Here is a 24,184-nt window from a genome sequence, read left to right as displayed (position 1 = left end):
TAGTTTGGTTGCCGTCAGGTCGGAGTTGTCTCTGTGGGTGAGGGCAAAAGTCAAACCGACAACTATAACTTAAGAGGGAATCAGGCTTCTCTAAAATTATTTAATCTTTAAGATACGTATTTCACGCTGTTGAAATACTTTTGACTAACTAGTTTTTATTGATGTTCGATTGGGCGGATATGTCATCTGACCAACTCGTTGTGCCTACTGTTTTTTGGCAACAGAGAGTTGATCAGGTCATAGCTCAGCGCTCATTCGCATTCTTTTTTATCAAGCGTAGCCCCTATTTTAGCTTTTGACGGTTCTTGTGTTCTACACCTGAGCAACTTGCTAAAAGTGGTTCGTAAATTTTTTAGGGCAAATATTAATCTGCCTTTTTAACGCTTTTACTTGCACTCACGCCCTTAACTGTCAGCATGCCAAAGTACAAAGTTTGTGAACTGGATCAGCTATCTGCAGAGACAATGCAGCGGATTGAGGTACAAGATACGCCTCTTTTGCTGACGCGAAAAGGAGATGCTGTCTACGCGATCGCTGCTCATTGTACTCACTTGGGCGCTCCCTTAGATCAAGGGGTTTTAAGCGGCGATCGCGTAGTCTGTCCTTGGCATAATGCTTGCTTCAAGGCGACGACAGGCGAATATTTAGAACCTCCTGCTTTGGACGATCTGCCCTGTTTTGAAACTTCTATAGAAGCTGGCATGGTGTGGGTCGATTTGCCTGAATCTGTTGCGCAACAGCAAACGCCCGCTATGGCTGCTTACAAACCTGAAGCCGATCAGCGTGTTTTTGTGATTTTAGGGGCAGGCGCTGCGGGTAATATTGCGGCTGAAACCCTTCGGCAAGAAGGGTTTAAAGGCCGCGTGGTGCTGATTACGGCTGAAGCAAAGCTGCCTTACGATCGCACAACATTAAGCAAAAAGTATTTGCAGAGCGACTCATCTTCGGCACCGCCACCATTGAGAACTGAAGCGTTTTACAAACAACATAATATTGAGTTGTGGAGCGATCGCTCAGTTACCCAGGTGGATGCTCAAGCTAAAACGCTGACCTTTAGCGACGGCCAAAGTCTTAGCTACGATGCCCTTTTGGTTGCTACGGGCGGAAAGGCGAGAAAGCTGAACTTACCGGGAGCCGAACTAAAAAATGTTTTTACCCTGCATCAGGCGGGTGAGGCCAGTGCTTTGCTAGCAGCCGCCCAGCAGGCGCAAACAGCAGTTGTGTTGGGTTCTAGCTTTATTGGCATGGAAGTAGCCGCAAGTCTGACTCAGCAAGGACTGAAAGTGACCGTTGTCTCCCGTAGTGAAACCCCCTTTGAGGCAGTGCTGGGTAAACCTGTGGGACAGTTGTTTCAGCACGTTCATGCTGAAAAAGGCGTCACGTTTAAGTTGGGCCACAAAATTGAGCGGATTGAGGGCGATCGCGCAGTTGAAGCGGTAATTTTGGATAATGGCGAACGTTTATCTGCTGACTTGGTCATTATTGGTGTCGGCATTGAGTTAGCGACGGACATGCTAACGGGCGTCGACTTGCATCAGAGCGATCGCAGTGTGCCAGTTGACGCTCATCTGCAAGCGACAGACGGACTTTACGCAGCTGGTGATATCGCCCGGTTTCCCAGTAGCAACACGGGGCAGTTGACCCGTATTGAACACTGGCGTTTAGCCCAGCAGCAAGGTCGTATCGCTGCCAAAAACATGCTAGGCAAACAAGTTCCTTTTGCTAGCGTCCCCTTCTTCTGGACTGGACAATTTGACCTCAAGCTACGCTATGTAGGTCACGCCGAAGGTTGGGATGAAGTTCTTTATCACGGCGACTTAGACAAACCTGAGTTCTTAGCGTTTTATGTCGAGGACGAAAAAGTCCGCGCTGTAGCAGGCATCAACCGCGATCGCGAAATTGCCGCTATTAGTGAGCTAATGAGATTGCAAAAGATGCCGTCTGTGGAGACGCTGCGCCAAGGTGAGTATGACTGGGTGGGGCAATTTTCCCCGTAAAACGTTGGTCTTTGAGAGCTTGTAACCTGTGTCGTTTGCGCGATCAAAACTTTTTCATGCATATCATGCATAATCATTACGACATTTTAATTATTGGGGCGGGGGCAGGTGGTGGTACGCTCGCCTATGCATTGGCACCGACAGGCAAACGCATCCTGCTTTTAGAGCGAGGGGGGTACTTACCGCGCGAAAAGAGTAATTGGGATCCAGATGCTGTTTTTCTAGAACAGCGTTACCGAACCGATGAGCAGTGGTACCAGCCTGATGGCACGCCTTTTAGTCCTGAAGTTCACTACTTTGTCGGGGGAAACACCAAAGTCTACGGAGCTGCCTTACAGCGAATGCGGCAAGAAGACTTTGGCGCTTTGCAACACTACGACGGGATTTCTCCAGCATGGCCATTAAGCTACGCAGACTTTGAACCCTACTACACGCAGGCTGAAAGTCTATTCAAAATTCATGGTCAGCGCGGCGAAGATCCAACCGAACCGCCTATGTCGGCTGATTATCCCTACGGCCCCTTGGCCCACGAACCGCGAATTCAGCAAATAGCCGATCAGCTCAGCGATCGCGGCTTGCATCCGGTGCACTTGACTTTAGCCCTCAATCGAGACGAAGCCCATCCTGAAAAACGCCCTTGTATCCGCTGTGATACATGCGACCCCTATCCCTGTCTGGTTGATGCTAAGTGTGACGCTCAAATCGCCTGCGTTGATCCGGCGCGGCAATACGAAAATGTGCAACTCCTCACCCATGCTTTGGTCACTCGCCTCGACACCGATGCTTCTGGTAAACGCATTGAACAAGTGGAAGTCCAGTTAAACGGACAACTGCAAACTTTTAGTGCAGAAATTGTGGTGGTCTCTTGTGGCGCAATCAATTCTGCCAAATTGTTGTTGCAATCTGGCAATGACAAACATCCCAATGGACTTGCCAACTCCTCTGGGTTGGTCGGTCGCAATCTGATGTTTCACAACCATTCGGCGCTCATTGCCGTTGCCGATGAACCCAATCCCACTGTTTTTCAAAAAACCTTGGGCATTCACGATTATTACTTCAAAGGCCCAACGCAAGACTATCCACTGGGCCAAATTCAGTTGACGGGTAAGGCTAAGTGGCAAAGACTACAGCACATGGCTCCGGTGGAAATGCCCGAAGCTACGCTACGGTATTTGTCCGCTCATTCTGTAGACTGGTGGGTCACTACTGAAGATTTGCCACGGCTTGAAAATCAGGTAACCGTCGATCGCCAAGGAAAAATCACGGTTCATCACCAGCCCAACAATACTCAGCCTCATGCTGATCTAATTCACCTGCTTGAAGACCACCTTCGCGACCTTGGCTTTTTTCTGTTCTGGCGAAAAACCATGAAGTCAGCAGTCGTCTGGCACCAGATTGGCACTTGTGTCTTAGGCGAAGACCCTTCTAACAGTGTTTTGGATCTGAATTGCCGCGCTCACGATCTCGATAATCTTTATGTGGTCGATGCCAGTTTTTTCCCGTCAATGGGAGCGATGAACCCGACCCTAACCCTTGTGGCGAACGCATTGCGGGTTGCTGATCATTTCAAATCTCAGCTCAAGGGCTGAGCCTTCTCTGGCGATCGCTCTGTTGGTTCGCCCGGAAATAGCTTTGTTGTCAAAACGCTAAACGTTATGAGTTTACTTACCAAATTTGACCTGAAATCGATGCTCGAAAGGGCTGAGTCACCCTCAGTGTCTATTTACATACCTACCCACGTAGCTAGTCAGGAAATTCGTCAAGATCCTATCAGGCTCAAAAACCAACTCCGGCAAGCGGCAGAAAAGCTTGAGCAGTTGGGCATGCGAGATGCTGATGTTCAAGCCCTGCTTGAACCAGTGCAGTCTTATGCTTTTGAAATGAATGAAACCAGCCGTTTTTGGCAAAACCAAAGCCAGGGACTAGCGCTGTTTGTGGCTCCTAATTTTTTCCGCTATTATCGTTTGCCGATTGCGTTTGAGGAGCAAACCGTCATTGGCGATCGCTTCTATCTCAAACCGCTCATGCCCTTATTTGTGAATGACGGTACCTTTTTTATTCTGTCGCTCAGTGAAAACCAGTTGCGGCTATTTCAAGCGACTCAGCATGAAATGGCTGAGGTCATGTTAAACGAAGTCCCTGACAGCTTGGCAGAAGCCCTACAATACGACGATCCTGAAAAGCAACTGCAGTTTCATAGCACCCGTGCTAGCGGCAGCGCCCCTGTTTATCACGGCCAGGGTGTGGGTACAACAGATGACAAGAAAAATGTTCGCCGCTATTTGCAGCAGGTAAACAATGGCCTACAAGATTTTTTCTATGAAGCTCAAGCACCCGTAGTTTTGGCTGGCGTTGAACGCATACAGTCTATGTATCGGGAGATTAGCGACTATCCCCACATTTTAGAGACTGGCCTTGAAGGCAACCCTGACTCTATTGCCGCGCAAGCTCTCCATCATCAGGCATGGCAGATAGTCCAGCCCCATTTCCACCAAGCTGAAGCAAAAGCACTGGCTGCCTTTGGCGAACTTGCTGGAACTGGGCAAGCTGTCACCCAGCTTCAAGAAGTGATTCCCGCCGCTTATTATGGTCAGGTCGGTGCCCTCTTCGTGCAAATTGGACATCAACAATGGGGGGCTTTTGAAGCTAATACCAATACGGTTACTTTAGTAGACGATCAAATCCCTGAAGCCACCGATCTGTTGGATTTAGCCGCTGTCTGCACCTTTTTGCAAGGCGGAGAAGTTTACCTAATTGACGCCGACAAAATGCCTGTTGATGGGGCACTAGCGGCTGTCCTACGCTATCCTACCCACGTTGGTCAAACGGCAACGGTTAATTCATAGTTCTTTTCGACGGCTTTCTACAGAAGCAACTGATTGAATCTGCTGGTTGATCTGGCCTCCATCCACTTTTTGGCATTGGAGGCTAATCAATGGGTTCAAGGTAGGAAAACCGAACAAATTTAGCTTGACAAAACCCAAAACCGTAACATATGATACAGAAAGAAAAGAGAAATCGTTCATCTCTTGTTCGCTAAGGGCTTTAAACCAGCGATCGAGAGACGGAAGTAAGGGAAAAGCCCTGAAGGAACGCGCCTCTCATTGACACAGTGAGAACATACGCTGATATGGAGGCGACACCATGAAATTAACTTATCGCGGCGCAACTTACGACTACAATCCACCTGTTGTTAAGGCTCAAGATACGCCTGAGTCAGGCAAATATCGGGGGGTTGATATTCGGTTCCGCAACCCAGCCAAGAACGCAGTTCATCAACCTACTTTGGACTTGATCTACCGGGGCGTAGCTTATCAAACTGGTAAAGCGTCTGAGCAACCTGCAGCCGCAGCGGCAGCAACTCAGCCTGTAGCAGTGGCTACTCCTGCGATCGCAGACAAAGCTCGGTTAGCAATGATGAATCGTCATGGCGTTGTTAAGCGTCGGCAACAGGCAATGTTAGGTCGTTTAGCGGCAGAAGTTGGTCTACCTGAGACGGCTTCTCGCTACTGGAACCACATTCAAGGCAAAGTCCACCCCAGTTTTTGGGCGACTTATGAGCGTAGCCATGCAACCATGAGCTAAGCTGAGCCACCATCTCTAACAAGCTAATTGGCTAGAGTGTTGGGCGGTAGAGAGGGTTATGCCTTCTCTACCGTTGTTTTATGTTTGGCTAAGCTGAAATTGGCTATGGACTTTCCAGCCTTGGTTGTCATGAATTAGCAGCGTCACCTGTTGAGCCTCAAACGCAAAACTCACAGATTTGTGTTCAAATTCTGACCACGCCTGCTGAAAAGCTGTAGGCTTCAAATCCCGAAAAGCAATGGTTAGATGGGGATTGAAAGGACGGCTTTTGAGCCGCTCATTGACGAGCGCTAGCCGCTGCTCTAAGTAGTCTGACAGGTTAGCTTGCAAAGCCATAAGAGCAGGGGTTCGCTGCACATTGATGTAGATAACACGGGGTGGAAAAGCCCCAAAACCAGTTAGCTCAACATTAAATGAGGATTGCTGACGAGCAAACTGGGTCAAAACGCTCTGCAAGTGGCTGATTTCTGACAGCTGCCAGTCAAAGGGAGGCTGTAACGTCACATGGGGCGGTGATTTTTGAGCTGCCCGACTATCATAGCGATCGCTGAAGTACTGTTTAACCTCATTGGCATAATCGCAGATTTCCTGGGTAGGCAGCAAGGCAACAAAAAAGCGTGCTGACTTTGGGTTGTTTTTCATACGTCATACAATGGGCTTGGTAGACTGAGTCACCAGCTCCACATTTAGTCTACTTCCTTAGTCAGATAAGGTCAGTCTGCTCATGGCTTGGTTTGTCAAAATAGAAAAAGGCATCGTTGATAAAGCCACTTTCGATCGACATGTGCCTGCCCATATTGAGTATGTCCGTAAGCTGATTAATCAAGGCCACGAAGCTCGAACAGGGTACTGGTTAGAGCGAGGGGGTGGCATGCTTTTATTTCAGGCTGACTCCTTAGAGCAAGCGAACCAGATAGTGCAGCAAGATCCGCTGATTACCAATGGTTGTGTGGAGTATGAGCTGCATCAATGGTGCGTTGTTGTCGAGTAAGCATAAGGAGCAGGCATGGCAAAAGATACTAGTGGCGGCTACAAAGTCGTTAGTGACAACCGACAAGCTCGCTATCTTTACGAAATTTTGGAAACCTACGAGGCTGGTATTGAGCTTGTAGGAACTGAAGTTAAGTCGATTCGAGAAGGCAAGGTCAACTTACGCGATGGTTACGGCTTGATTCGTAATGAAGAGGCTTGGTTGCTCAATGTTCACATCTCGCCTCATTCAATGACCAACCAAACCTATAATCATGACCCTAGACGCAATCGCAAGCTTCTGTTGCATAAGCAAGAAATTCGTAAGCTAATTGGCCAAACAGAGCAAAAGGGACTGACCTTAGTGCCGCTAAAAATGTATTTGAAAGAAGGGCGGGTAAAAGTGCTGATTGGGCTTGCTCGGGGTAAGAAGTTGCATGACAAACGCGAGAGCCTCAAGCGAAAGCAGGAGAAGCGAGAGATTGAGCGAGCGCTCAAACGTTCTTAAATGCTTTTGCCTTGCTATATGTTTGACTGCCTGCGCTCCATTACCCAGGCTCTGGGTCGAAGCTTTCTACCGGATCGCGTTCTCCACAGGCTTCATCGAGGGCTTGAGTCACTTTTTGGTAAATTTCTTCAGCTTGGCTGAGTGAATTGCCAATTGCAGTCATGCCCAGCTTGCCATACTCCGACAAACAACCCATTAGATGGAAAGCGGCTCCTGTTCCGGCAATGGAATTAAAGTGCAAGCGCTTAGCCACAATAATATCCATCAAGTCGCTGGGTAGAAGACCCCGGTAGGCTTCTTTTTGCAGGTTGTCAGACGCTTGATAGTATTTGACTTGTCCTTGAGGTGTGTAGAAAAGGCCATCACCTGGGTCGTACTTGCCATCGGTTAGTAACTTGAGAGCCATAAAGGGATGGGTCGTTCCCCCTTTACGCAAATTAATTTCTATGGCCTGTAAATCCCAGTTGTCAGAGGCTCCCTGTCGTACCGCAATGAAGTCTACTCCGAAGCGTTCTATGGCACCCTTGGCTGCTAGTTGCTCTCCGACGCGACGTCCCATTTCCTGCATTTTTAGCCGATAGGCAGCATCAGCGGGAAAAGAGCAGCCTAAAAATACTTGCCCATCCGGCCCGCCTAAAACCTGGTCGTGAGTTGAAAGCATTTCTACGTCACCGAATGGGGTTACTCGGCCTTGAACGCTTGGCGATCGCTTTTCGTCCCCTTCGACAAAAGCTTCTGCGATCGCCCCTAAAGCGTGAATTTTTTGTTCAAAATTTTCCCAACGCTCCGTCATACACTGAAACCGCAACTTTGACAGATGTTCGTAGAAGCGCTCTGTTCGCTCTTGGTGGCTGGCTTTTCCAGGTGCCACCGCCGCTAACGGGGCAAGCGTCAATAAAGCATTGCCCTCTCCGGAAAATCCTTCATTGAGCTTAATGACCATCCGCTTGAGATCAGGCTGTCGCTCCCATAATTCAGCGCTGACTTCTGCCAAATCGTGGCGATTGTGGACAAGTTGGCTACCGTCCGGATGAGGTAAACCGCAGCCGGCAAAGATTTGGCGGCTACCGCTTTTAGTACCCCAGTACAGCAAATCCGGATCAACGGCTAGTAAAGGAATTTCCAACTCTAATGACAGCTTTTTCTCCAGTTCGGTGGAGTTATAGCAAGTCATGTAGGCGTTTTCGATGTTTAAGGTCTGGCGAATGCGCTCTACTAAGCGGGGGCGCTCTAAAATTTTTTGCGTCAGGGGCTTTTGGGAAGCATCGTAGGTGGCAAACAGCTTGAGACGATTGCGGGCATGAGAGCTAGGGATACCAGGAAGCAGTTCGAGATAGTAATCGATAACGCTGGGGTGCAGGGGCTGTGAGGTAACATAAATCAGACGCGTACGCGGATTACGCAAGCGAATGAGCGCAAAGAGAAGTCGTTCTTCGTAGTGATGAACCCCTTCAATTTTTTGTAACTCTTGTTGGTCTAGGCTTAGAGAAGGAATAACAAGAATTTCTCGAGGCTGTGGATCAAAGTAGTCTGTAGACAGCCAGCGATCGCGCAATTTTTGCTGTAGCTTTTGAAAGTCAGTTGAACTGGCTGGCTCAGATGGAAAATTATTCTGGCTCATTTCCGCTCCCGCGTTTGCCCTGGTCAGTGAGAACCCTAATCAACCAGCCTATCAGATCTGGGCAGACCGTATTCTCGTCTGGCTTCATCAGCCAATGAAGTTAGCAAAAAAACAAAAAAGAGAGCCTGATTTTAGGCTCTCTGTCTACTGGATTCATCGGTTGGGAGGAGACTTGCTAGCAAAAATTTGCTACGGATGAGTTCAAGAATCGCTTTGCGCTAATTGAGGTTGCAAGTAGGCCACCATTTGCTCAATGCCGCGCTGGATGCGACGCGTGACTGTCATGGGGCTAACGCCAATTTGCTCTGCGACTTCTTTGCGCGATAGTCCTTTGAAGAAAACAAATTCGATGGCAGAGCGGGTTTTATCTTCTAACTGATTCAAAGCTCGTTGAAGCTGTTGGCGGTCCTCTTCTAACGTCTGCAGAAGCTGATAGTGAGCGTCGGGTAAGGTGTCGCCCAGCGTGATGGCAGAGTCCATTTGCTGGCAAACTGTAGCATCTAGGCTCAGGGGCAAACGGTTTTTGTTAGCCAATTTGACCTCGCGCCATTCTTCCACTGCAATAGAAAGGGCTTCTGCCATTTCCTGGTCGTTGGGTTGACGCCCTAGCAAACGAATGAGTTCAGCCTGCTTTTTTTGGCTCTCTTTTTGTAGATCTTGCCAGCGGCGGGGAATCTTAACAGCAGTACCGCGATCGCGTAAAAAGTGCAGCATCTCACCGCGAATATAAGGAACCGCAAAAGAGCTAAAAGCACAACCTTGGGTAGGGTCAAAACGCTCGATAGCCCGAATCAAACCCAGATAACCAATTTGCTCTAGGTCTTCGTAAGGCTCTGAACACTGATGACTCACCCGATGGGCAATCTTACGAACTAAACCTGCATTGAGCTGCACAAGCTTGTTGCGCACGCGCACAGAAGGATTTTGCTTGTAAGCCACCAGCAGTTCCATACCACGGGAGCGAAGAGATGAGGTCTGACTAGCCATGTCTGCGAAGTACCTTATATCGAGCGGGTTCATCGTTTGTTGGTTCTATTGTCGATAGACAGCGCTGTCAGAACCATCGTTGTTTTACGGGACTGTCAACCCCCTATTGCTGATGAATCCGTGGAAATACTGAACCCAGTTTTTCCGGAAACTTGCTAAAGGCTGTGTAGTGCGTTTTCCTGTTTTGGGTTTACTGATTTCTACAGAGTTGCGGTTTAGGGACGCGTTAAAAGCAGTAGCAGAGCGTTCCATTACCGTCAATTCGGTATTGGCGTCTGATTGAAGCGGTTGGTTTTGGATAGAATCAAAAGACAAGACTAATAAACTGCTTTACAAAGTCACTGCGTCAACTTGAGGAAAGCTTATGAGTAATACCAGCAATTTACGCGAAGCCTTTCGGCAAGCCAACGGTCGGTCGCTCGTTGGGCCTAACGTTATTGCCAAAGCATTGCCCTATGTAGGGGGTGGACTCATCTTGACTGCCCTAGGTACTTTCGGGGGCATTCAGGTGCTAGCAACCAATCCTGGGCTTTTTATGCCTACGTTTTGGGTCGCGCTGGTGGCAGAACTGGTTTTGTTTTTTGTGGCGCGTAACGTAGCCGAGAAAGGAAACAACACCACAGCTTTGCCGTTACTGGCGACCTATAGCCTGCTTTCTGGCTATACCCTGAGTGGTTTGGTTTATGTGGCTCTGAGTACCTCTGGGGTTGGCATGTCGGGTATTGGCATGGCTGCTTTAGGCTGCGGTGTCACCTTTATTGCGGCTCGCCAAATTGGCTCAAACCTGTCTGATGAAGATGGTATAGCCCTCACCAAAACGATTGGCTTAGGGATGATTGCCCTGATCGTGGTGCTAGTGGGGCAGCTCATCTTCGCGGTATTCGGTGGCCAAACGCCTCAGTTTTTAGAAATTGCCATTTCCGCTGTTGGCGTACTGTTGTTTGTGGGGGCTGCGGTGGTTGATTTCTACATTCTGCCGCGCACCTACAAAGACGAGCAGTACTTACCTGCTGCCCTGTCGATGTATCTAACCTACATCAACTTGTTTATCTTTATTTTGCGTTTGTTGATTGCTATCAACCGGGACTAAGCACGCTGAACATACCTGCCTCTTTCGAGATGGCAAGTAGTTTTTCAAGCGTTTAAGGGGGTAGGTGGGCAAGCCTGCTAAAGTAAAAGGCTTCCTGATACTTAGGTTGCTAGCCTACCGCCTGATTGTTGTTGATTGAGTTGTGCAAACCCTATGCTCGAAACCTTAGAGATTAAAAAAGACGTTGATTTGTTAAATGAGCGCCTGAGTAAAACTCAGGAGTATCTTTGACCTGCCTGCGCTAAAAGCTAAAATTCGGGATTTAGAACAAGCCGCTGCTCAGCCTGAGCTATGGGACGATCAAAGTCGGGCTCAGCAGATTTTACAAGCGCTAAATGACTGCAAGTTTCATCTAGAGCAGTTAGAACAGTGGCAAACCAGCCTTGCAGACACACAAGCAATTTTAGAATTGCTAGAGCAAGATAGCGATGCAGCGCTCTTGGCTGAAGCTCAGGAAAATATTGTGCAGCTTACCCGTGCGCTTGACCAGTGGGAGCTACAGCAGCTTTTGTCAGAGCCTTATGATAAAAGCGGTGCTGTTTTAACCATTAATGCTGGTGCCGGGGGTACAGATGCCCAAGACTGGGCAGAAATGTTATTACGCATGTATACCCGTTGGGGAGAACAGCACGGTTATAAAGTCAGCCTGGTTGAAATTTCTGAAGGGGATGAAGCGGGGCTGAAGTCAGCCACACTAGAGTTGTCTGGCCGCTATGCTTATGGCTATCTTAAGGGCGAGAAAGGTACTCATCGATTAGTAAGAATTTCGCCATTTAATGCCAACGGTAAGCGCCAAACCAGCTTTGCTGGTGTGGAAGTAATGCCCATTTTAGAAGATGATCTTGAAGTTGAAATTCCTGAAAAAGATCTAGAGATTAAAACTTCTCGTTCTGGCGGTGCCGGGGGACAAAACGTCAACAAAGTTGAAACTGCCGTACGCATTACGCATTTACCCACTGGAATATCGGTACGCTGTACGCAAGAGCGATCGCAGCTACAAAATCGAGAAAAGGCAATGGCTTTGCTAAAGGCTAAGCTGCTTATTATTGCTCAAGAGCAACGAGCCAAGGCGATCGCTGATATTCGTGGCGATATTGTAGAAGCTGCTTGGGGCAATCAAATTCGCAACTACGTGTTTCATCCGTACCAAATGGTGAAAGACCTGCGTACGGGAGTTGAAACCACCGCTGTTGATGATGTGATGGCTGGCGAACTGGATGACTTTATTCAGGCTAGTCTCCGTCAGGATAATCAGCTAGTCGAAAGCACTGCGCCTGAAGCTTAGCGTTGAAAAGCTGACCCTGGGTTGTGTTGGCCTGTGCGCCTGAATTTGTTGTTTGTTCAATGGTTTGGCTAAAGAACGCTGTAGGGCTTGTATTTCCCTAGCGATCGCCGCTTAAAGCTTTCTAGGTGTGCTGTAGCGCGACTGAGGCTTTTAACCCGCAAGCTATAACAACTAATCCCTCACCTTGATTATGAAAAAACCGACGCCTGATTCTCAACCTTCAACGGCTTTGCCTGCTGAGGCTAGTGCTCCTCCAAGTTACGTCAAACTAGCGATGAGAAACATGGTGAAGAAGGGCGGCAAGTCTCTCTATCACTTCACCCTAACGACAGTTGGTCTGCTGTCTTTGCTAGTAGGGCTGGCTTATCTCACCCGCTAGCTAACCGGAGATGCATCATCTATATGGAGTCTTCTGGGACAAACTTGTCATTAATACACCTTGAAGTAGCTATTCAAATTGAAGATTTAGGGGAGACGGCCATTCCAGATTTGCCTTGGCAAGATTGGCTACAAACTTGGCTGAGGCACCTACAGCCGCCGCCATCGCCAATCGGAACCTATGAGGTGAGTTTGCGACTGACCAGCGATCGCCAAATTCAGCAACTCAACGCGCAGTACCGCGCTAAGAATGTGCCAACCGATGTTTTAGCTTTTGCCACCCTTGAAGCTACAGCGCCAGTTGCTCTAGAAATGCTAGAAACTCAGCCACTTTATCTAGGAGACATTGTCATCTCCCTGGAAACGGCAGCTACCCAAGCTACTGAGCAGCAACACAGCCTGCAACAAGAGCTAGCTTGGCTGGCTGCTCATGGCTTTTTACATCTTTTAGGTTGGGATCATCCCGATGAAGATCAGCTAGAACAAATGTTAGTTGAGCAACGACGGCTCTTACAGACAGTCGGCGTCGTCACTTAATGAAGACTTCAGGTTAGAGTTGTTACAGCGAGTGATTGAGTTACATACTGTAACGTAAGTGCATCAGGATTCGATCGGCTACTCTATCTAGCAAATCTGGTTCAATTTTGCTGCCTAGATAGATGTAAATGCTGTAACTCTTTGCTAGATCTGAAGACGTTTTCCTAAGACGCTATGCCCATGCCGCTTTCTCAAAAATCTCTAGAACAAGCTTCAGACGCTACGCCCAAGCTAGCCCAGCCCAATCGGGATATGGCTTGGCAAGTCGCTTCTAATCTTCTAGCCAGCTTTCGATTTGCATGGAATGGGGTAGCTTACGCTTTTCAAACCCAGCGGAACTTTCGAATTCATGTAGTGGTCGGCGCTTTTGCCCTTAGCTTAGGGCTATGGTTGCATTTAGATGCGACTAGCATTGCCATTTTGGGTTTGACCAGTGGCGCTGTTTTAACAATGGAACTGATTAACACGGCTATTGAGTCTGTCGTCGACTTGACGGTTCAGCAGGCTTATCACGAACTGGCCAAAATTGCCAAAGATTGTGCCGCCGCTGCCGTCCTCATTTCGGCGCTAGCCTCTGTCTTAGTGGCGGGCTGTCTTTTAGTCCCTCCTTTGTTTGCTCGTTTGTAATCAGTTTCAGCCAGGTAAGAAAACATGCTTTTGGTCATCGATAATTACGATAGCTTTACCTACAACCTTGTCCAGTATTTAGGTGAGTTGAGTGCTGAGTTTCCAGTTGCTCAATCGATTCAAGTCTTTAGAAATGATCAGATTTCGCTCCAAGATATTGAACGCCTAAACCCAGCAGCTATTGTCATTTCTCCTGGCCCCGGTAGACCAGAGGATGCGGGCATCTCAATGGAGGTCATTCGAGTTTTGGGTAAAACGGTACCGCTTTTGGGCGTTTGCTTAGGCCATCAAGGAATTGGTCAAGTGTTTGGTGGACAGGTGGTGTCTGCCCCCGTTCTCATGCATGGCAAAACCTCTCAGGTTCACCATTCAGGAGTGGGCGTTTTTGCAGGGCTAGCAAATCCGTTTACGGCTACGCGCTATCACAGTTTGGTGATTGATCGGCAAAGTTGTCCGGCAGATTTGGAAATTACAGCCTGGGTTGAAGATGGCACCATTATGGGGGTTCGTCACCGTCAATATCCTCATATTCAAGGCGTGCAGTTTCATCCAGAAAGCGTTCTCACAGAACCCGGAAAGCTGCTACTGCGCAATTTTCTAACGTCACTATCTGCTCCAGCAGAGCCTTCGTTAGCGGAGCGCTTATCTACCGTGAGCCCCTAACTCAGCAAGTATCGTGCGAAAATTTGCAGAGCGTTTCTGTGATTGATAGCCTACGTAATGTTGGAGAAAGAGTTATGAAACGGCGACAGTTGGTTCGCTATGCTGGAGCGACCTTTTTAGCGACTTTTGGACTGGGGTTAACTTCGCATTGGCAGAAATTGCCAGCCCAAACGAGCGGCTCAGTGATGCTACAGTGGCTTGGCCATAGTGCTTTTCTGTTCACGGGTGGGGGGCAGCGGATACTGGTTAATCCGTTTCGGCCTGTGGGGTGTACGGCGGGCTATCGTCCTGTGCAAGCAGCTGCTGATTTGGTACTAATTAGTAGCCGTCTTTTCGATGAAGGTTGGGTAGATGACTTACCCGGCAATCCCCGTTTACTGGCTGAACCCGGTATTTATGAGCTAGATCCACTTCGCATTCAGGGGATTCTCACCGATCACGATCGCGAAGGAGGCCGTCGCTTTGGCAATAACGTTATTTGGCGCTGGAACCAAGCGGGCATCACGATTGTACACATGGGAGGAGCTGCTGCCCCGATTAGCGTAGAAGAACAAATTTTAATCGGACGGCCTGACGTTTTGCTGCTGCCAGTAGGGGGTGGCCCTAAAGCTTATAACGCTCAGGAAGCGGTTGGGGTTATGCAGGTTTTAAATCCTAAGCTGGTGATTCCTACGCAGTACCAAACTGCTGCTGCAGAGGGGGTTGCGGCAGCGGAATGCCCGCTGGCACCGATAGATGAGTTTCTATCGCTTGTGCAGCAAACGCTACCTGCAGCTCAGGTTAGTCAAGGGACAGGAGATGCTTTGACGGTTAGAACCAATACGTTGCCTGCTACAGGGATGAAGGTTCAGGTGTTCAGATATCGTTTTTAAGCAGCATGCAAATTAACTATTCTCAGCGGCGGGCTGAGCTGATGGCTCAGTTGGGCACAGCGACGGCTATTTTTCGTAGTGCGCCGATGGCTGTCATGCACAACGATGTCGAGTATCCTTTTCGGCAGGACAGCGACTTTTATTATTTGACGGGGTTCAACGAACCAGAGGCGGTAGCGGTATTAGCGCCTCACCATGACAAGCATAGATTTGTACTGTTTGTTCAGCCCAAAGATTTGGCTAAAGAAACCTGGACGGGTTACCGTTTGGGCGTCGATCGCGCTAAGGAACTGTATGAGGCGGATGAGGTTTATTCTATTGAGGAGCTTGAGGAGAAGCTGCCGGACTATGTAGAAAATGCCGATCGTTTGTACTATCATTTTGGCCTGGATTCAGCGTTTAATCAAAAGATTTTGCAGCTATGGCAACGACTATTAGCGACTTATACAAAGCGAGGTACTGGGCCAGTCGCCATTGAGGATGCTAAGTTACTGCTACAGGCGATGCGACGGGTTAAGCAGTCGGAAGAACTGGTGCTGATGCGAAAAGCGATCGCGATTACCGTTGAAGCTCATAACGCTGCTCGCGAAATGGCTCGACCGGGTATTTACGAGTATGAAATTCAAGCCGAATTAGAGCAGCGTTTTCGACGCCAAGGGGGAATGGGGCCTGCTTATCCTTCTATTGTGGCTTCTGGTGAGAATGCCTGTATTCTTCACTATATTGAAAACCGACGTCAGCTACAGGCCGACGATCTCCTGTTGATTGATGCTGGCTGTGCTTACGATTACTACAACGCAGACATTACCCGAACTTTTCCAGTTGGAGGACGATTTTCTCCCGAACAACGCGTTTTGTACGAGTTGGTGCTGGAAGCACAGCAACAGGCGATCGCTGAGGTTCAGCCTGGAAAACCCTTCAATGCCTTTCATGATGCTGCGACTCGAACAATTACAGATGGCTTAGTGGCGTTGGGTTTACTGCGGGGAACTGTGGATGAGCTAATTGAAAATAAGCAGTATAAAGCCTTCTTCATGCATGGGACTGGCCATTTTTTGGGTTTGGATGTTCACGATGTTGGCATCTTACGCAATGCCGACAAAACCTGGAAGCCTTTTGAACCTGGAAATGTGGTGACGGTAGAACCCGGAATTTATATCTCCCCTTATTACGAACCCGCCGAGGGACAGCCGGAAGTTGACAATTGCTGGCGGGGTATTGGCATTCGAATTGAAGACGATTTGCTGGTAACTGAAACGGGGCATGAGGTGCTGACGGCAGGCGTTCCTAAAGCGGTTGATGTGATGGAGCGTAGCTAAGAGATAGCCCAGTTTTTCAGTCTTTGCTTTGGCGGAATGGCTTTCTTTTTGCCTTCTGCCTCATGCTCGATAGCAGGGGGCAGAAGGCTGAGGTGTCTCAACGCTTGTCGCTACAGCCTATACTTCAACGCCCGGTTTCTACTTTTGTTCAGGATGCTCAGAGGCGGGTGAATGGTCGTCGCCTAATTGATTGAGGGTACCAATGAGCTGGTAAAGGCGGCCAAAATCACGATGGTTAAAGTGCAGGACTAAGCGAGGCAAATGTTCGGTTTCGTCACCCTGTTCGGCAGCTAAAACCTGGCTGGCCTGAATTTTGCCAGATTTGAGAATGTCGCTAAAGTCTTGATTAAGCTGGGCGATCGCCGTTTCAGAGATCGGCTGCTTCAAGCGAATAACTAGTTGCTCTCCGACATAACGTGTAGAGTGAAAAACTCGGTAAAAGCTAGAAATAGCTTCACAAGCTTCATCTAGGTTATGAGTAATTGTATACAAGCTGGGGTCGTCTAAACTGATCAGACCCCGCTCAAGCAAATGACTACGAATATAGCTATCCCAACTGAGCCAGTAGTCACCCCCTGGGCGATCGACTAAAACCAAAGGCAAAGGCCCTGCTTTTCCGGTTTGCACTAACGTTAAAGCTTCGAAAGCTTCGTCTTGAGTCCCAAATCCACCTGGGAAAAGCGCTAATGCGTCACTCTCTCGGAGGAAAAAAAGCTTGCGGGTAAAAAAGTACTTAAAATTCAGCAGCTTGGGGTCGTTTTCAATGGCTGGATTCGCCCCTTGCTCAAACGGCAACTGGATATTAAGGCCAAAGGACTGATCAGGCCCAGCGCCTTTATTACCCGCTTCCATAATGCCGCCACCCGCCCCGGTCATTACCATGAACCCTTGCTGAGTGATACGCTGAGCAAATTCTAGAGCCATTTGATACTCGGGACTGTCGGCTGACAGACGAGCCGAGCCAAAAATAGTTACTTTGCGAATGTGCCGATGGGGATAAAACAACTGAAAGCCCTTTTCCATATCTTGCAGGGCATAGTTTAGGATCTTCCAGTCCAGTCGATCCGCCTCGCGGCCAACCATCCGTAGAATCGTTTCTAACACCTGCTGGATTAGTTGCCCATGTTGCAGGCTAGAAACTTGCGCCATAAAGCTGGCCATATCTGATTGAATCGAAGTCGGCAAATCGGATGGAGAAGCAACCATAACCTTCGAATTAACGGCTAGCACTTTATTCTAGCGAGATTTATAGCCAAAGCCAGAAGGCTAAAGATGCCAGACGCAAAGGTTTTTTTGCAGCAGTTATCTCTCTGCCTTTGGCTATAAGCGTCAACAAAATCAGCCCCAGTCGCAAAGACTAGGGCTGTACTTTGAAGATCTTTACTTTAGATGATTGAGGAATCTAATGACTGCTCAGCTATGTTGCCGCTAAAGCAAGATCACTAGAGATACTTCTCTAGCGTGTTAGCCAAGGTCGTTTTGGGAACGGCCCCAACAACCATGTCTACTCGTTGCCCACCTTTGAAAATCATCAGTGTCGGAATACTCCGAATGCCATACTGACTGGCCACGCTAGGGTTTTCGTCAGTATTAACTTTGACAACTTTGACTTGCCCAGCATACTGCTCGGCAATTTCATCAACAACGGGAGCAACCATCCGGCAAGGGCCGCACCAAGGGGCCCAAAAATCGACTAAGACCGGAACGTCGCTCTCAAGTACCTCTTGCTTAAACGTAGAATCTGTAACTTGTGCGGCTGACATGCCTAGAAATCCTTGCTTCTGCTATCCATTCAGAATCTTACCATAGCCAAAACCAACGCCTTTGCATCAAGCCCTATACAATTCTGTATAAATATCTTGATAAACGTCTGCCTTTTCAGACTTTGGGGTGACTGCAATTCAGTCTTTAAACCGTTGTTATCTGTTGTCAACTTCCTTGAGGAATAGTTGATTTTTGATCTAGCTAAAGCTTCAGTCCTTTACAGTGTTTACTGACTTGTAACTGACCGCAGAATTATGCCAAGCTTTGCGGGCTTTGGGTCTTTCTGAATTTTTTAGCAGTTGCCGTCTTCTTTCAGTTTGGCTTTGTATTCGTTGATTAGGCCGCCTAACAGGATGACCTGTCGTTGGCGATCGCTGAGTTGATGGGTCAGCTCATAGGTTAAACCTTGGGTCAAATTTTTGGCCTGAAACGGTTCTTTGGAGTAGACAACGGTTCGCAGGTTGACCAGTTCGATTTCATCGGCGGCGTTGACGGTGGCGTAGTCGTCTGGGTTGACAAACTCTAAGGGCAAGATGCCAAAGTTCACCAGGTTTTGCCAGCCAATGCGGGCATAGGATTTAGCTAAGACGGCAATTTGACCTAAATAACGTGGAGCGATCGCGGCATGTTCCCGGCTAGATCCTTGGGCATAGTTATGACCCGCTACCAGCACATGACCGCCAAATTGAGCTTTGCTGGCTTCAGCCCGTTCGGCAAAGGTGGGGTCGTTGAGGTAGTAAACAAACTGACTGATGCCAGGAATATTGCTGCGAAATGGCAAAACCCGTGCTCCAGCCGGCAAAATCTCGTCGGTGGAAATGTTGTCGCCTACCTTCAGCAGCACGGGTACGGTTGCGGTATCGGGCAGGGCTTCAAAGTCAGGAAACGATTTAATGTTGGGGCCTTTTTCAATCTTGACCGGGCTACCCTCTTTGGGGGGAGCCACTAACATATCGGTGTTGATAATGGTCTGTTCTGGCGGCTGGTAGGGGGGATAGATCAGGTCGTATAAGCTGGCTAAGTCGCGCGGATCGGTAATTTTTCCGGTCAGGGCAGCGGCTACGGCTGTTTCCGGACTGCACAAATAAACTTGATCATCGGCTGTACCCGATCGCCCCGGAAAGTTACGCGGCATCGTTCGCAGTGAAATTTGTTTTGAAGCGGGCGCTTGCCCCATACCAATGCAGCCGAGACAGCCTGCCTGATGAAACCTAGCCCCAGCCTGGATTAAATCGAGAAAAGGGCTATCATCCATCACTGCTAAATTTTCAATCACCTGCCGCGAGGTGGGGTTGATATCAAAAGAAACGCGATCGCAGGCGACTTTTCCTTTCGCGATCGCGCTGACTATCCAAAAATCCCGCAGTCCTGGATTGGCCGAAGACCCGATTACCACCTGACCCACGTCGCGCCCCTCCACTTGCCGCACTGTTACCACATTCCCCGGACTGCTCGGGCAGGCAATCAGCGGTACCAGTTCTGACAAATTGATTTCGGTTTGGAGATCGTAGCTAGCGCCAGCGTCGGCAATAATTTCTGTCCAGACTTCTCCTCGCTGCTGCTCCGTCAAAAACCGTTGAACTTCTTGATCGGCGGGAAATACCGTCGACGTCGCTCCTAGCTCGGTACCCATGTTGGCGATTACGTGGCGATCCATGGCGCTAAGGCTGGCAAGCCCTGGCCCGTAATACTCCACAATTAGCCCTCGACCACCATCAACGTCGTAGCGGCGCAGCATCTCTAGAATCACATCTTTCGCGCTAACCCAGTCTGGTAATTCACCCGTGAGTTTAACTCCCAAAACCCGTGGCATTTTAATAAACATGGGCTTTCCGGCCATTGCCAAAGCCACATCAAGGCCGCCCGCCCCAAAAGCGAGCATTGCCATCGCGCCAGCAGCAGGGGTATGGCTATCTGAGCCGATCAGGGTTTTCCCAGGAACCCCAAAGCGCTCCATATGGACAACATGAGAAATGCCATTGCCCGGACGGCTATACCAGATGCCAAAGCGTTGACAGGCAGAACGCAAAAAGGCGTGATCGTCTGCATTTTTATAGTCGGTTTGCAATAGATTGTGATCGACATACTGAGCTGATAGCTCGGTTTTGACCCGATCAAGTCCCATTGCCTCTAGCTCTAACATCACCATCGTCCCGGTGGCATCTTGCGTGAGTGATTGGTCAATGCGCAAACCAATTTCCGCCCCCGGTTCTAGCTGGCCTGAAACCAGGTGAGACTGAATTAGCTTTTGGGTGACATTCAAGGGGGCAGCGCTCATAAGCAGTAAAACTAGCGGCAATATTGCCCCACATTGGAATCTAATTTGATCGATCTGACATCTGACAGAGGAAAGAACCGATCTCAAGTTCTTAACCGCAATTCAATCGCTCAATGCTAAAGTTTGGGTGATCTGCTGCTGTTTAACTGCTATGAGCCTTAGCCGTCGCCATTTTTTAGTTTTGGGGGGGCTGACCCTCGGTGCGAGTACCAGTTGGGTGAGCCATCGAGTCTTTAGTCGTACCAGTTTGACCCCGGCGTTGGCCGACACGCAAGCGATCGCGGCGGCTGGCGAATCGTTTAAAGCGGGGGCAAAAACGGTAATGCCGAGCAACCCCAGTCCTGCTGGGATGTATGGGCCGCAACGGGGGGATGTGCGGCTAGTGGTCTTTAGCGACATTAACAGCCCCTATGGTTCGACCGATTATCGCGCTGAAGTTGAAGAAGCGGCTCAGATGGTAGCGGACTGGCAGCCCGATCTAGTTGTGTGCGCAGGCGATATGGTAGCTGGGCAAAAGCTTTCACTCACGGAGTCTGAAATTCGGGCGATGTGGGCTGGGTTTGACCAAAAAGTGCTGCAGCCCATTCGACAAACGGGACTGCCGTTCATTTTTACTTTGGGCAATCACGATGCTTCTAGCGTCAAAGTCAACGGCAATTTTCTCTATGGGCTGGAACGAGATTTGGCTCAGGCTTACTGGCAAGACTCGCAGCGAGACGTTGGCCTCAACTTTGTCGATCGCGCCGGATACCCCTTCTACTACAGCGCTCTGCACAATGACATTTTTTATCTAGTTTGGGATGCCTCTTCAGCGACGGTGGCCGCAGATGAGGTGGCCTGGGCCGATCGCAGTTTGGCTAGCGCTGAAGCACAAAGCGCCAAGCGCCGCATTGTGATAGGACATTTGCCGTTTTACGCGGTATCGCAAGGTCGCGATCGCGCTGGCGAAATTCTAGAGCGGGCGGATGAGCTGCGTGCCCTATTAGAGCGTCACAACGTTCATACCTATATCTGTGGGCACCATCACGCCTATTACCCGGCTCGCTTAGGTAACTTGGAGTTTCTTCATTGCGGTGCCTTAGGTAGCGGGCCTCGCACCTGGCTCGGACGAATTGATGCGCCGATGCAAACGCTTACAGTGATGGATATCTTTTGGCAGACGGATACGACAACCTATACAGGCTATAACATGGGCGATCGCAGCCTGATTAACTTAGCCGATTTACCCCGTCAGATTATTGGGCCAAATGGACGCTTGATCCGCCGCGATCTGGCCTTAGCCGATCTCACCCCCACCGAGCAAAACCAATCTTATGTACCAAGTCTTAAATAAAAGCTGCCACAAAAAAAGGGGGAAACGTTCCCCCGCAGCTTAGCATCCTTAAATTTAAGGACGACAGGATAATCAAGGTCGGCGTATGCCCTAGTAAGCTAAGCCCATGCTACGCGTGGTTTCAGCTCCTAGATAAACTCGAATACTCAAAAAGTCAGTAGGGCAAGCCGTTTCACACCGCTTGCAGCCCACACAGTCTTGAGTTCGAGGCGAAGAGGCAATCTGGCCAGCTTTACAGCCATCCCAGGGCACCATCTCCAAAACGTCCGTAGGACAAGCCCGGACGCACTGCGTACAGCCGATACAAGTATCGTAGATTTTGACTGAATGAGACATTGAATTAAGACTCCAATGTTAAAGATTTTCAATAGTACAAAGCCAGAGCATCAAGAATGACCTCTGGAATCGACCATCAGGTAAGGGTTCTCCAATCAATGAATAGTCTATAGCGAGGGATTTTCCAGATTGAACGCTTAACCACAAAACTTTATGGAACGTAATATCCTTGGTTAAAAGCGATCGCTTTGGATCGTCATGCCACTGCGGTTTCAGCATTGATTGCTGCATTCGTGGCGAAGAGAGGTACGCTTTCAGATTAAGATGTAGGAATGCTTAAACCCGAGAAAAGAGCTAGTTCAAGGGCTGTTCGCTTGATTTAGTTGCGTGTATCGTAGTTTAGGTATGCGGAATGTATTTGGTTTATTACGGTCGCTAAGAGAAGAGGAACATGAGCCAGGACGCAGTTTTTGAAAAGGTTCAAAAGATTGTTGCTGAGCAACTGGGTGTGGAAGAGTCGGAAGTTAAGCCCGAAGCTAGCTTCGCTAATGACTTAGGGGCCGATTCCCTAGATACCGTTGAATTGGTAATGGCCCTAGAAGAAGAGTTTGATATTGAAATTCCTGATGAAGCGGCTGAAAATATCGGCACCGTTCAAGCTGCTGTAGACTTCATCAAAGAAAAATCCGCTGTTTAGAGGGCAAATACGCCTCAAGAAGATCAGGCTATCTGCACTCTGGGTAGACATCGATTAGTTTGTAAGTAAGTCATGGCAGATTTTAATAAAAAGCGTGTTGTTATTACGGGACTAGGCGCTGTTACGCCGTTAGGAAATACGCTCTCTGACTATTGGGAGGGGTTGATCAGCGGTCGCAACGGTATTGATGTTATTACTGCCTTTGATGCCTCTAAACATGCTTGTCGGATTGCAGGTGAAGTCAAAGGATTTGACCCGCTCGACTATGTCGATCGCAAAGATGCTAAGCGTATGGATCGCTTTGCTCAGTTTGCGGTAGCGGCAAGCCAGCAAGCTATCGAAGATGCCCAGTTTCAGATTACTGATCTAAACGCCGAGCAAGTCGGTGTCATGATTGGCACCGGCGTCGGCGGCATCAAAGTTTTAGAAGACCAGCAAGAAATTTATTTAAGCCGTGGCCCCAGTCGGTGTAGCCCGTTTATGGTGCCCATGATGATTGCCAATATGGCGGCAGGGTTGACTGCTATTCATTTAGGAGCAAAAGGCCCTAATTCTTGCCCGGTTACCGCTTGTGCAGCAGGCTCTAACGCCATTGGTGATGCCTTTCGTCTAGTTCAACAAGGCTATGCGCAAGCGATGGTTGCTGGCGGCACTGAAGCTGCCATTACGCCGCTGGCAGTGGCCGGGTTTGCTTCAGCCAGAGCGCTATCTACCCGCAATGATGATCCGGCTCATGCCAGTCGCCCTTTCGATCGCGATCGCGATGGCTTTGTCATGGGTGAAGGCTGCGGCGTTTTGCTGCTCGAAGAACTGGAACATGCCCTTAGCCGAGGAGCCAAAATTTACGCTGAAATCGTTGGCTATGGCATGACGTGTGATGCCTACCACATGACCGCACCTGTACCCGGTGGTGAAGGGGCTGCCCGCTCAATTCAGCTAGCTCTCAAAGATGCGGGGCTACAGCCGCAAGACATTAACTACATCAATGCCCACGGCACCAGTACACCAGCCAACGATCCGACAGAAACTGAAGCCATCAAACGAGCCTTGGGCGATCGCGCTTATGAAATCGCTGTTAGCTCTACTAAATCTATGACTGGGCACCTGTTGGGAGGTTCAGGGGGGATTGAAGGCGTTGCAACAGTCATGGCTGTTGCCAATGATCAGGTACCGCCTACGATCAACCTGGAAAATCCTGATTCTGGCTGTGATTTGGACTATGTACCCAATCAAAGCCGTGCCCTAAAAGTGGACGTTGCTTTGTCTAATTCATTTGGCTTTGGGGGGCATAACGTTACCCTAGCTTTCCAAAAATTCAGTCGCTAAGGCTACAGTCCATAGGTATAATGACCTATCAAGAGGGCTAGCCTTACGGGTAAGCTAGCGGACGCTGGCTTG

General features: G+C 49.0%; 24 protein-coding genes and 1 riboswitch. Of the genes, 17 read left to right on the top strand and 7 right to left on the bottom strand.

The features are described from left to right. Positions 1–416 precede the first annotated feature (416 nt). The 4 genes from ACTS3T_RS18050 (at position 417) to gifA (ending at position 5,582) form a co-directional block, all read left to right on the top strand. A complete protein-coding gene (locus ACTS3T_RS18050) occupies positions 417–1,997 on the top strand; it encodes an FAD-dependent oxidoreductase (protein WP_462935307.1) in 1,581 nt (526 codons plus the stop codon). Positions 1,998–2,062: 65 nt separating this feature from the next. Continuing rightward, positions 2,063–3,586 carry a GMC oxidoreductase gene (locus ACTS3T_RS18045; protein ID WP_377966341.1) on the top strand — a complete coding sequence of 508 codons (1,524 nt, stop codon included), beginning with the start codon at positions 2,063–2,065 and terminating at the stop codon, positions 3,584–3,586. A 126-nt stretch (positions 3,587–3,712) separates the two neighbouring features. Continuing rightward, a complete protein-coding gene (locus ACTS3T_RS18040; RefSeq protein ID WP_377966339.1) occupies positions 3,713–4,843 on the top strand; it encodes a baeRF7 domain-containing protein in 1,131 nt (376 codons plus the stop codon). Positions 4,844–5,014: 171 nt separating this feature from the next. Then, positions 5,015–5,096, top strand: a riboswitch (Glutamine riboswitch). Positions 5,097–5,141: 45 nt separating this feature from the next. After that, complete coding sequence (gifA, locus tag ACTS3T_RS18035) at positions 5,142–5,582, top strand: glutamine synthetase inactivation factor IF7A (protein ID WP_377966337.1); 441 nt, start codon at positions 5,142–5,144, stop codon at positions 5,580–5,582. Positions 5,583–5,660: 78 nt separating this feature from the next. Here the strand turns inward: gifA and ACTS3T_RS18030 are convergent, their stop codons facing one another. Continuing rightward, positions 5,661–6,224, bottom strand: a complete 564-nt coding sequence (locus ACTS3T_RS18030) for a 2'-5' RNA ligase family protein (protein WP_377966335.1) — start codon at positions 6,222–6,224, stop codon at positions 5,661–5,663. 82 nt (positions 6,225–6,306) lie between these two features. Here ACTS3T_RS18030 and ACTS3T_RS18025 point away from each other — a divergent pair, with 82 nt between their 5' ends. Both ACTS3T_RS18025 and smpB read left to right on the top strand, forming a co-directional pair. Further along, positions 6,307–6,573 (top strand): YciI family protein, encoded by a 267-nt coding sequence (locus ACTS3T_RS18025; protein ID WP_377966333.1) that lies wholly within the window; start codon positions 6,307–6,309, stop codon positions 6,571–6,573. Between the two features lie 15 nt (positions 6,574–6,588). Continuing rightward, complete coding sequence (smpB, locus tag ACTS3T_RS18020) at positions 6,589–7,059, top strand: SsrA-binding protein SmpB (protein WP_377966331.1); 471 nt, start codon at positions 6,589–6,591, stop codon at positions 7,057–7,059. Positions 7,060–7,099: 40 nt separating this feature from the next. Here the strand turns inward: smpB and ACTS3T_RS18015 are convergent, their stop codons facing one another. Beyond that, positions 7,100–8,680: a peptide ligase PGM1-related protein gene (locus ACTS3T_RS18015; protein ID WP_377966329.1), complete on the bottom strand. Its 1,581-nt coding sequence runs from the start codon at positions 8,678–8,680 to the stop codon at positions 7,100–7,102. A gap of 201 nt (positions 8,681–8,881) precedes the next feature. Beyond that, positions 8,882–9,667: an RNA polymerase sigma factor SigF gene (locus ACTS3T_RS18010; RefSeq protein WP_377966327.1), complete on the bottom strand. Its 786-nt coding sequence runs from the start codon at positions 9,665–9,667 to the stop codon at positions 8,882–8,884. Positions 9,668–10,031: 364 nt separating this feature from the next. On the opposite strand from ACTS3T_RS18010, the gene ACTS3T_RS18005 reads away from it, so the two are divergent. The 8 genes from ACTS3T_RS18005 to ACTS3T_RS17970 all read left to right on the top strand — a co-directional run bounded on the left by ACTS3T_RS18005 (position 10,032) and on the right by ACTS3T_RS17970 (position 16,438). Beyond that, positions 10,032–10,757, top strand: a complete 726-nt coding sequence (locus ACTS3T_RS18005) for a Bax inhibitor-1/YccA family protein (RefSeq protein ID WP_377966325.1) — start codon at positions 10,032–10,034, stop codon at positions 10,755–10,757. Positions 10,758–10,910: 153 nt separating this feature from the next. Next, positions 10,911–12,042 (top strand): peptide chain release factor 2 gene (gene prfB / locus ACTS3T_RS18000; RefSeq protein ID WP_377966323.1). Its coding sequence is split into 2 segments (ribosomal slippage): positions 10,911–10,985 and positions 10,987–12,042, totalling 1,131 coding nucleotides; the frame shifts between segments, so codons are not numbered across the junction. Between the two features lie 190 nt (positions 12,043–12,232). Beyond that, positions 12,233–12,421, top strand: a complete 189-nt coding sequence (locus ACTS3T_RS17995) for a DUF3285 domain-containing protein (RefSeq protein ID WP_377966321.1) — start codon at positions 12,233–12,235, stop codon at positions 12,419–12,421. Positions 12,422–12,444: 23 nt separating this feature from the next. Further along, positions 12,445–12,957, top strand: coding sequence for an rRNA maturation RNase YbeY (gene ybeY, locus ACTS3T_RS17990; RefSeq protein ID WP_377966319.1), 513 nt, complete (start codon positions 12,445–12,447; stop codon positions 12,955–12,957). A 180-nt stretch (positions 12,958–13,137) separates the two neighbouring features. Continuing rightward, positions 13,138–13,584, top strand: a complete 447-nt coding sequence (locus ACTS3T_RS17985; protein WP_377966317.1) for a diacylglycerol kinase family protein — start codon at positions 13,138–13,140, stop codon at positions 13,582–13,584. Positions 13,585–13,608: 24 nt separating this feature from the next. Beyond that, entirely contained in the window at positions 13,609–14,247 is a 639-nt protein-coding gene (locus tag ACTS3T_RS17980; RefSeq protein WP_377966315.1) for an anthranilate synthase component II, read from the top strand. Between the two features lie 74 nt (positions 14,248–14,321). Further along, positions 14,322–15,119, top strand: a complete 798-nt coding sequence (locus tag ACTS3T_RS17975; RefSeq protein WP_377966313.1) for an MBL fold metallo-hydrolase — start codon at positions 14,322–14,324, stop codon at positions 15,117–15,119. Between the two features lie 5 nt (positions 15,120–15,124). Beyond that, entirely contained in the window at positions 15,125–16,438 is a 1,314-nt protein-coding gene (locus ACTS3T_RS17970; RefSeq protein WP_377966311.1) for an aminopeptidase P N-terminal domain-containing protein, read from the top strand. 138 nt (positions 16,439–16,576) lie between these two features. Here ACTS3T_RS17970 and ACTS3T_RS17965 read toward each other — a convergent pair whose 3' ends face one another. The 3 genes from ACTS3T_RS17965 to ACTS3T_RS17955 form a co-directional block, all read right to left on the bottom strand. Next, positions 16,577–17,644, bottom strand: coding sequence for an LOG family protein (locus ACTS3T_RS17965; protein WP_377966309.1), 1,068 nt, complete (start codon positions 17,642–17,644; stop codon positions 16,577–16,579). A 236-nt stretch (positions 17,645–17,880) separates the two neighbouring features. Continuing rightward, positions 17,881–18,201: a thioredoxin gene (gene trxA, locus ACTS3T_RS17960; RefSeq protein ID WP_346289280.1), complete on the bottom strand. Its 321-nt coding sequence runs from the start codon at positions 18,199–18,201 to the stop codon at positions 17,881–17,883. A gap of 293 nt (positions 18,202–18,494) precedes the next feature. Continuing rightward, on the bottom strand, positions 18,495–20,480 hold the full coding sequence (locus ACTS3T_RS17955) for an aconitate hydratase (protein WP_377966307.1): 1,986 nt from the start codon (positions 20,478–20,480) through the stop codon (positions 18,495–18,497). 151 nt (positions 20,481–20,631) lie between these two features. Between ACTS3T_RS17955 and ACTS3T_RS17950 the strand changes: the two genes are divergently transcribed. Continuing rightward, positions 20,632–21,813, top strand: coding sequence for a metallophosphoesterase family protein (locus tag ACTS3T_RS17950; RefSeq protein ID WP_377966305.1), 1,182 nt, complete (start codon positions 20,632–20,634; stop codon positions 21,811–21,813). A gap of 90 nt (positions 21,814–21,903) precedes the next feature. Here the strand turns inward: ACTS3T_RS17950 and psaC are convergent, their stop codons facing one another. Beyond that, positions 21,904–22,149, bottom strand: coding sequence for a photosystem I iron-sulfur center protein PsaC (gene psaC, locus ACTS3T_RS17945; protein ID WP_106455634.1), 246 nt, complete (start codon positions 22,147–22,149; stop codon positions 21,904–21,906). 391 nt (positions 22,150–22,540) lie between these two features. On the opposite strand from psaC, the gene acpP reads away from it, so the two are divergent. Then, entirely contained in the window at positions 22,541–22,786 is a 246-nt protein-coding gene (gene acpP / locus ACTS3T_RS17940) for an acyl carrier protein (protein WP_377966303.1), read from the top strand. Between the two features lie 72 nt (positions 22,787–22,858). After that, positions 22,859–24,112, top strand: coding sequence for a beta-ketoacyl-ACP synthase II (fabF, locus tag ACTS3T_RS17935; protein WP_377966301.1), 1,254 nt, complete (start codon positions 22,859–22,861; stop codon positions 24,110–24,112). Positions 24,113–24,184: the final 72 nt, after the last annotated feature.

Origin of the sequence: Almyronema sp., assembly GCF_052168255.1 — a bacterium.
In the GTDB taxonomy this organism is placed as follows: domain Bacteria; phylum Cyanobacteriota; class Cyanobacteriia; order Phormidesmidales; family Phormidesmidaceae; genus Sphaerothrix; species Sphaerothrix epifaneia.
This window is presented reverse-complemented; position numbering and strand designations above follow the sequence as displayed.

Coding starts and splice junctions, on each gene's coding strand:
- ACTS3T_RS18050 (WP_462935307.1), top strand. CDS start 417: ATGCCAAAGTACAAAGTTTGTGAACTGGATCAGCTATCTGCAGAGACA.
- ACTS3T_RS18045 (WP_377966341.1), top strand. CDS start 2,063: ATGCATAATCATTACGACATTTTAATTATTGGGGCGGGGGCAGGTGGT.
- gifA (WP_377966337.1), top strand. CDS start 5,142: ATGAAATTAACTTATCGCGGCGCAACTTACGACTACAATCCACCTGTT.
- ACTS3T_RS18030 (WP_377966335.1), bottom strand. CDS start 6,224: ATGAAAAACAACCCAAAGTCAGCACGCTTTTTTGTTGCCTTGCTGCCT.
- ACTS3T_RS18025 (WP_377966333.1), top strand. CDS start 6,307: ATGGCTTGGTTTGTCAAAATAGAAAAAGGCATCGTTGATAAAGCCACT.
- smpB (WP_377966331.1), top strand. CDS start 6,589: ATGGCAAAAGATACTAGTGGCGGCTACAAAGTCGTTAGTGACAACCGA.
- ACTS3T_RS18015 (WP_377966329.1), bottom strand. CDS start 8,680: ATGAGCCAGAATAATTTTCCATCTGAGCCAGCCAGTTCAACTGACTTT.
- ACTS3T_RS18010 (WP_377966327.1), bottom strand. CDS start 9,667: ATGGCTAGTCAGACCTCATCTCTTCGCTCCCGTGGTATGGAACTGCTG.
- ACTS3T_RS18005 (WP_377966325.1), top strand. CDS start 10,032: ATGAGTAATACCAGCAATTTACGCGAAGCCTTTCGGCAAGCCAACGGT.
- ACTS3T_RS17995 (WP_377966321.1), top strand. CDS start 12,233: ATGAAAAAACCGACGCCTGATTCTCAACCTTCAACGGCTTTGCCTGCT.
- ybeY (WP_377966319.1), top strand. CDS start 12,445: ATGGAGTCTTCTGGGACAAACTTGTCATTAATACACCTTGAAGTAGCT.
- ACTS3T_RS17985 (WP_377966317.1), top strand. CDS start 13,138: ATGCCGCTTTCTCAAAAATCTCTAGAACAAGCTTCAGACGCTACGCCC.
- ACTS3T_RS17980 (WP_377966315.1), top strand. CDS start 13,609: ATGCTTTTGGTCATCGATAATTACGATAGCTTTACCTACAACCTTGTC.
- ACTS3T_RS17975 (WP_377966313.1), top strand. CDS start 14,322: ATGAAACGGCGACAGTTGGTTCGCTATGCTGGAGCGACCTTTTTAGCG.
- ACTS3T_RS17970 (WP_377966311.1), top strand. CDS start 15,125: ATGCAAATTAACTATTCTCAGCGGCGGGCTGAGCTGATGGCTCAGTTG.
- ACTS3T_RS17965 (WP_377966309.1), bottom strand. CDS start 17,644: ATGGTTGCTTCTCCATCCGATTTGCCGACTTCGATTCAATCAGATATG.
- trxA (WP_346289280.1), bottom strand. CDS start 18,201: ATGTCAGCCGCACAAGTTACAGATTCTACGTTTAAGCAAGAGGTACTT.
- ACTS3T_RS17955 (WP_377966307.1), bottom strand. CDS start 20,480: ATGAGCGCTGCCCCCTTGAATGTCACCCAAAAGCTAATTCAGTCTCAC.
- ACTS3T_RS17950 (WP_377966305.1), top strand. CDS start 20,632: ATGAGCCTTAGCCGTCGCCATTTTTTAGTTTTGGGGGGGCTGACCCTC.
- psaC (WP_106455634.1), bottom strand. CDS start 22,149: ATGTCTCATTCAGTCAAAATCTACGATACTTGTATCGGCTGTACGCAG.
- acpP (WP_377966303.1), top strand. CDS start 22,541: ATGAGCCAGGACGCAGTTTTTGAAAAGGTTCAAAAGATTGTTGCTGAG.
- fabF (WP_377966301.1), top strand. CDS start 22,859: ATGGCAGATTTTAATAAAAAGCGTGTTGTTATTACGGGACTAGGCGCT.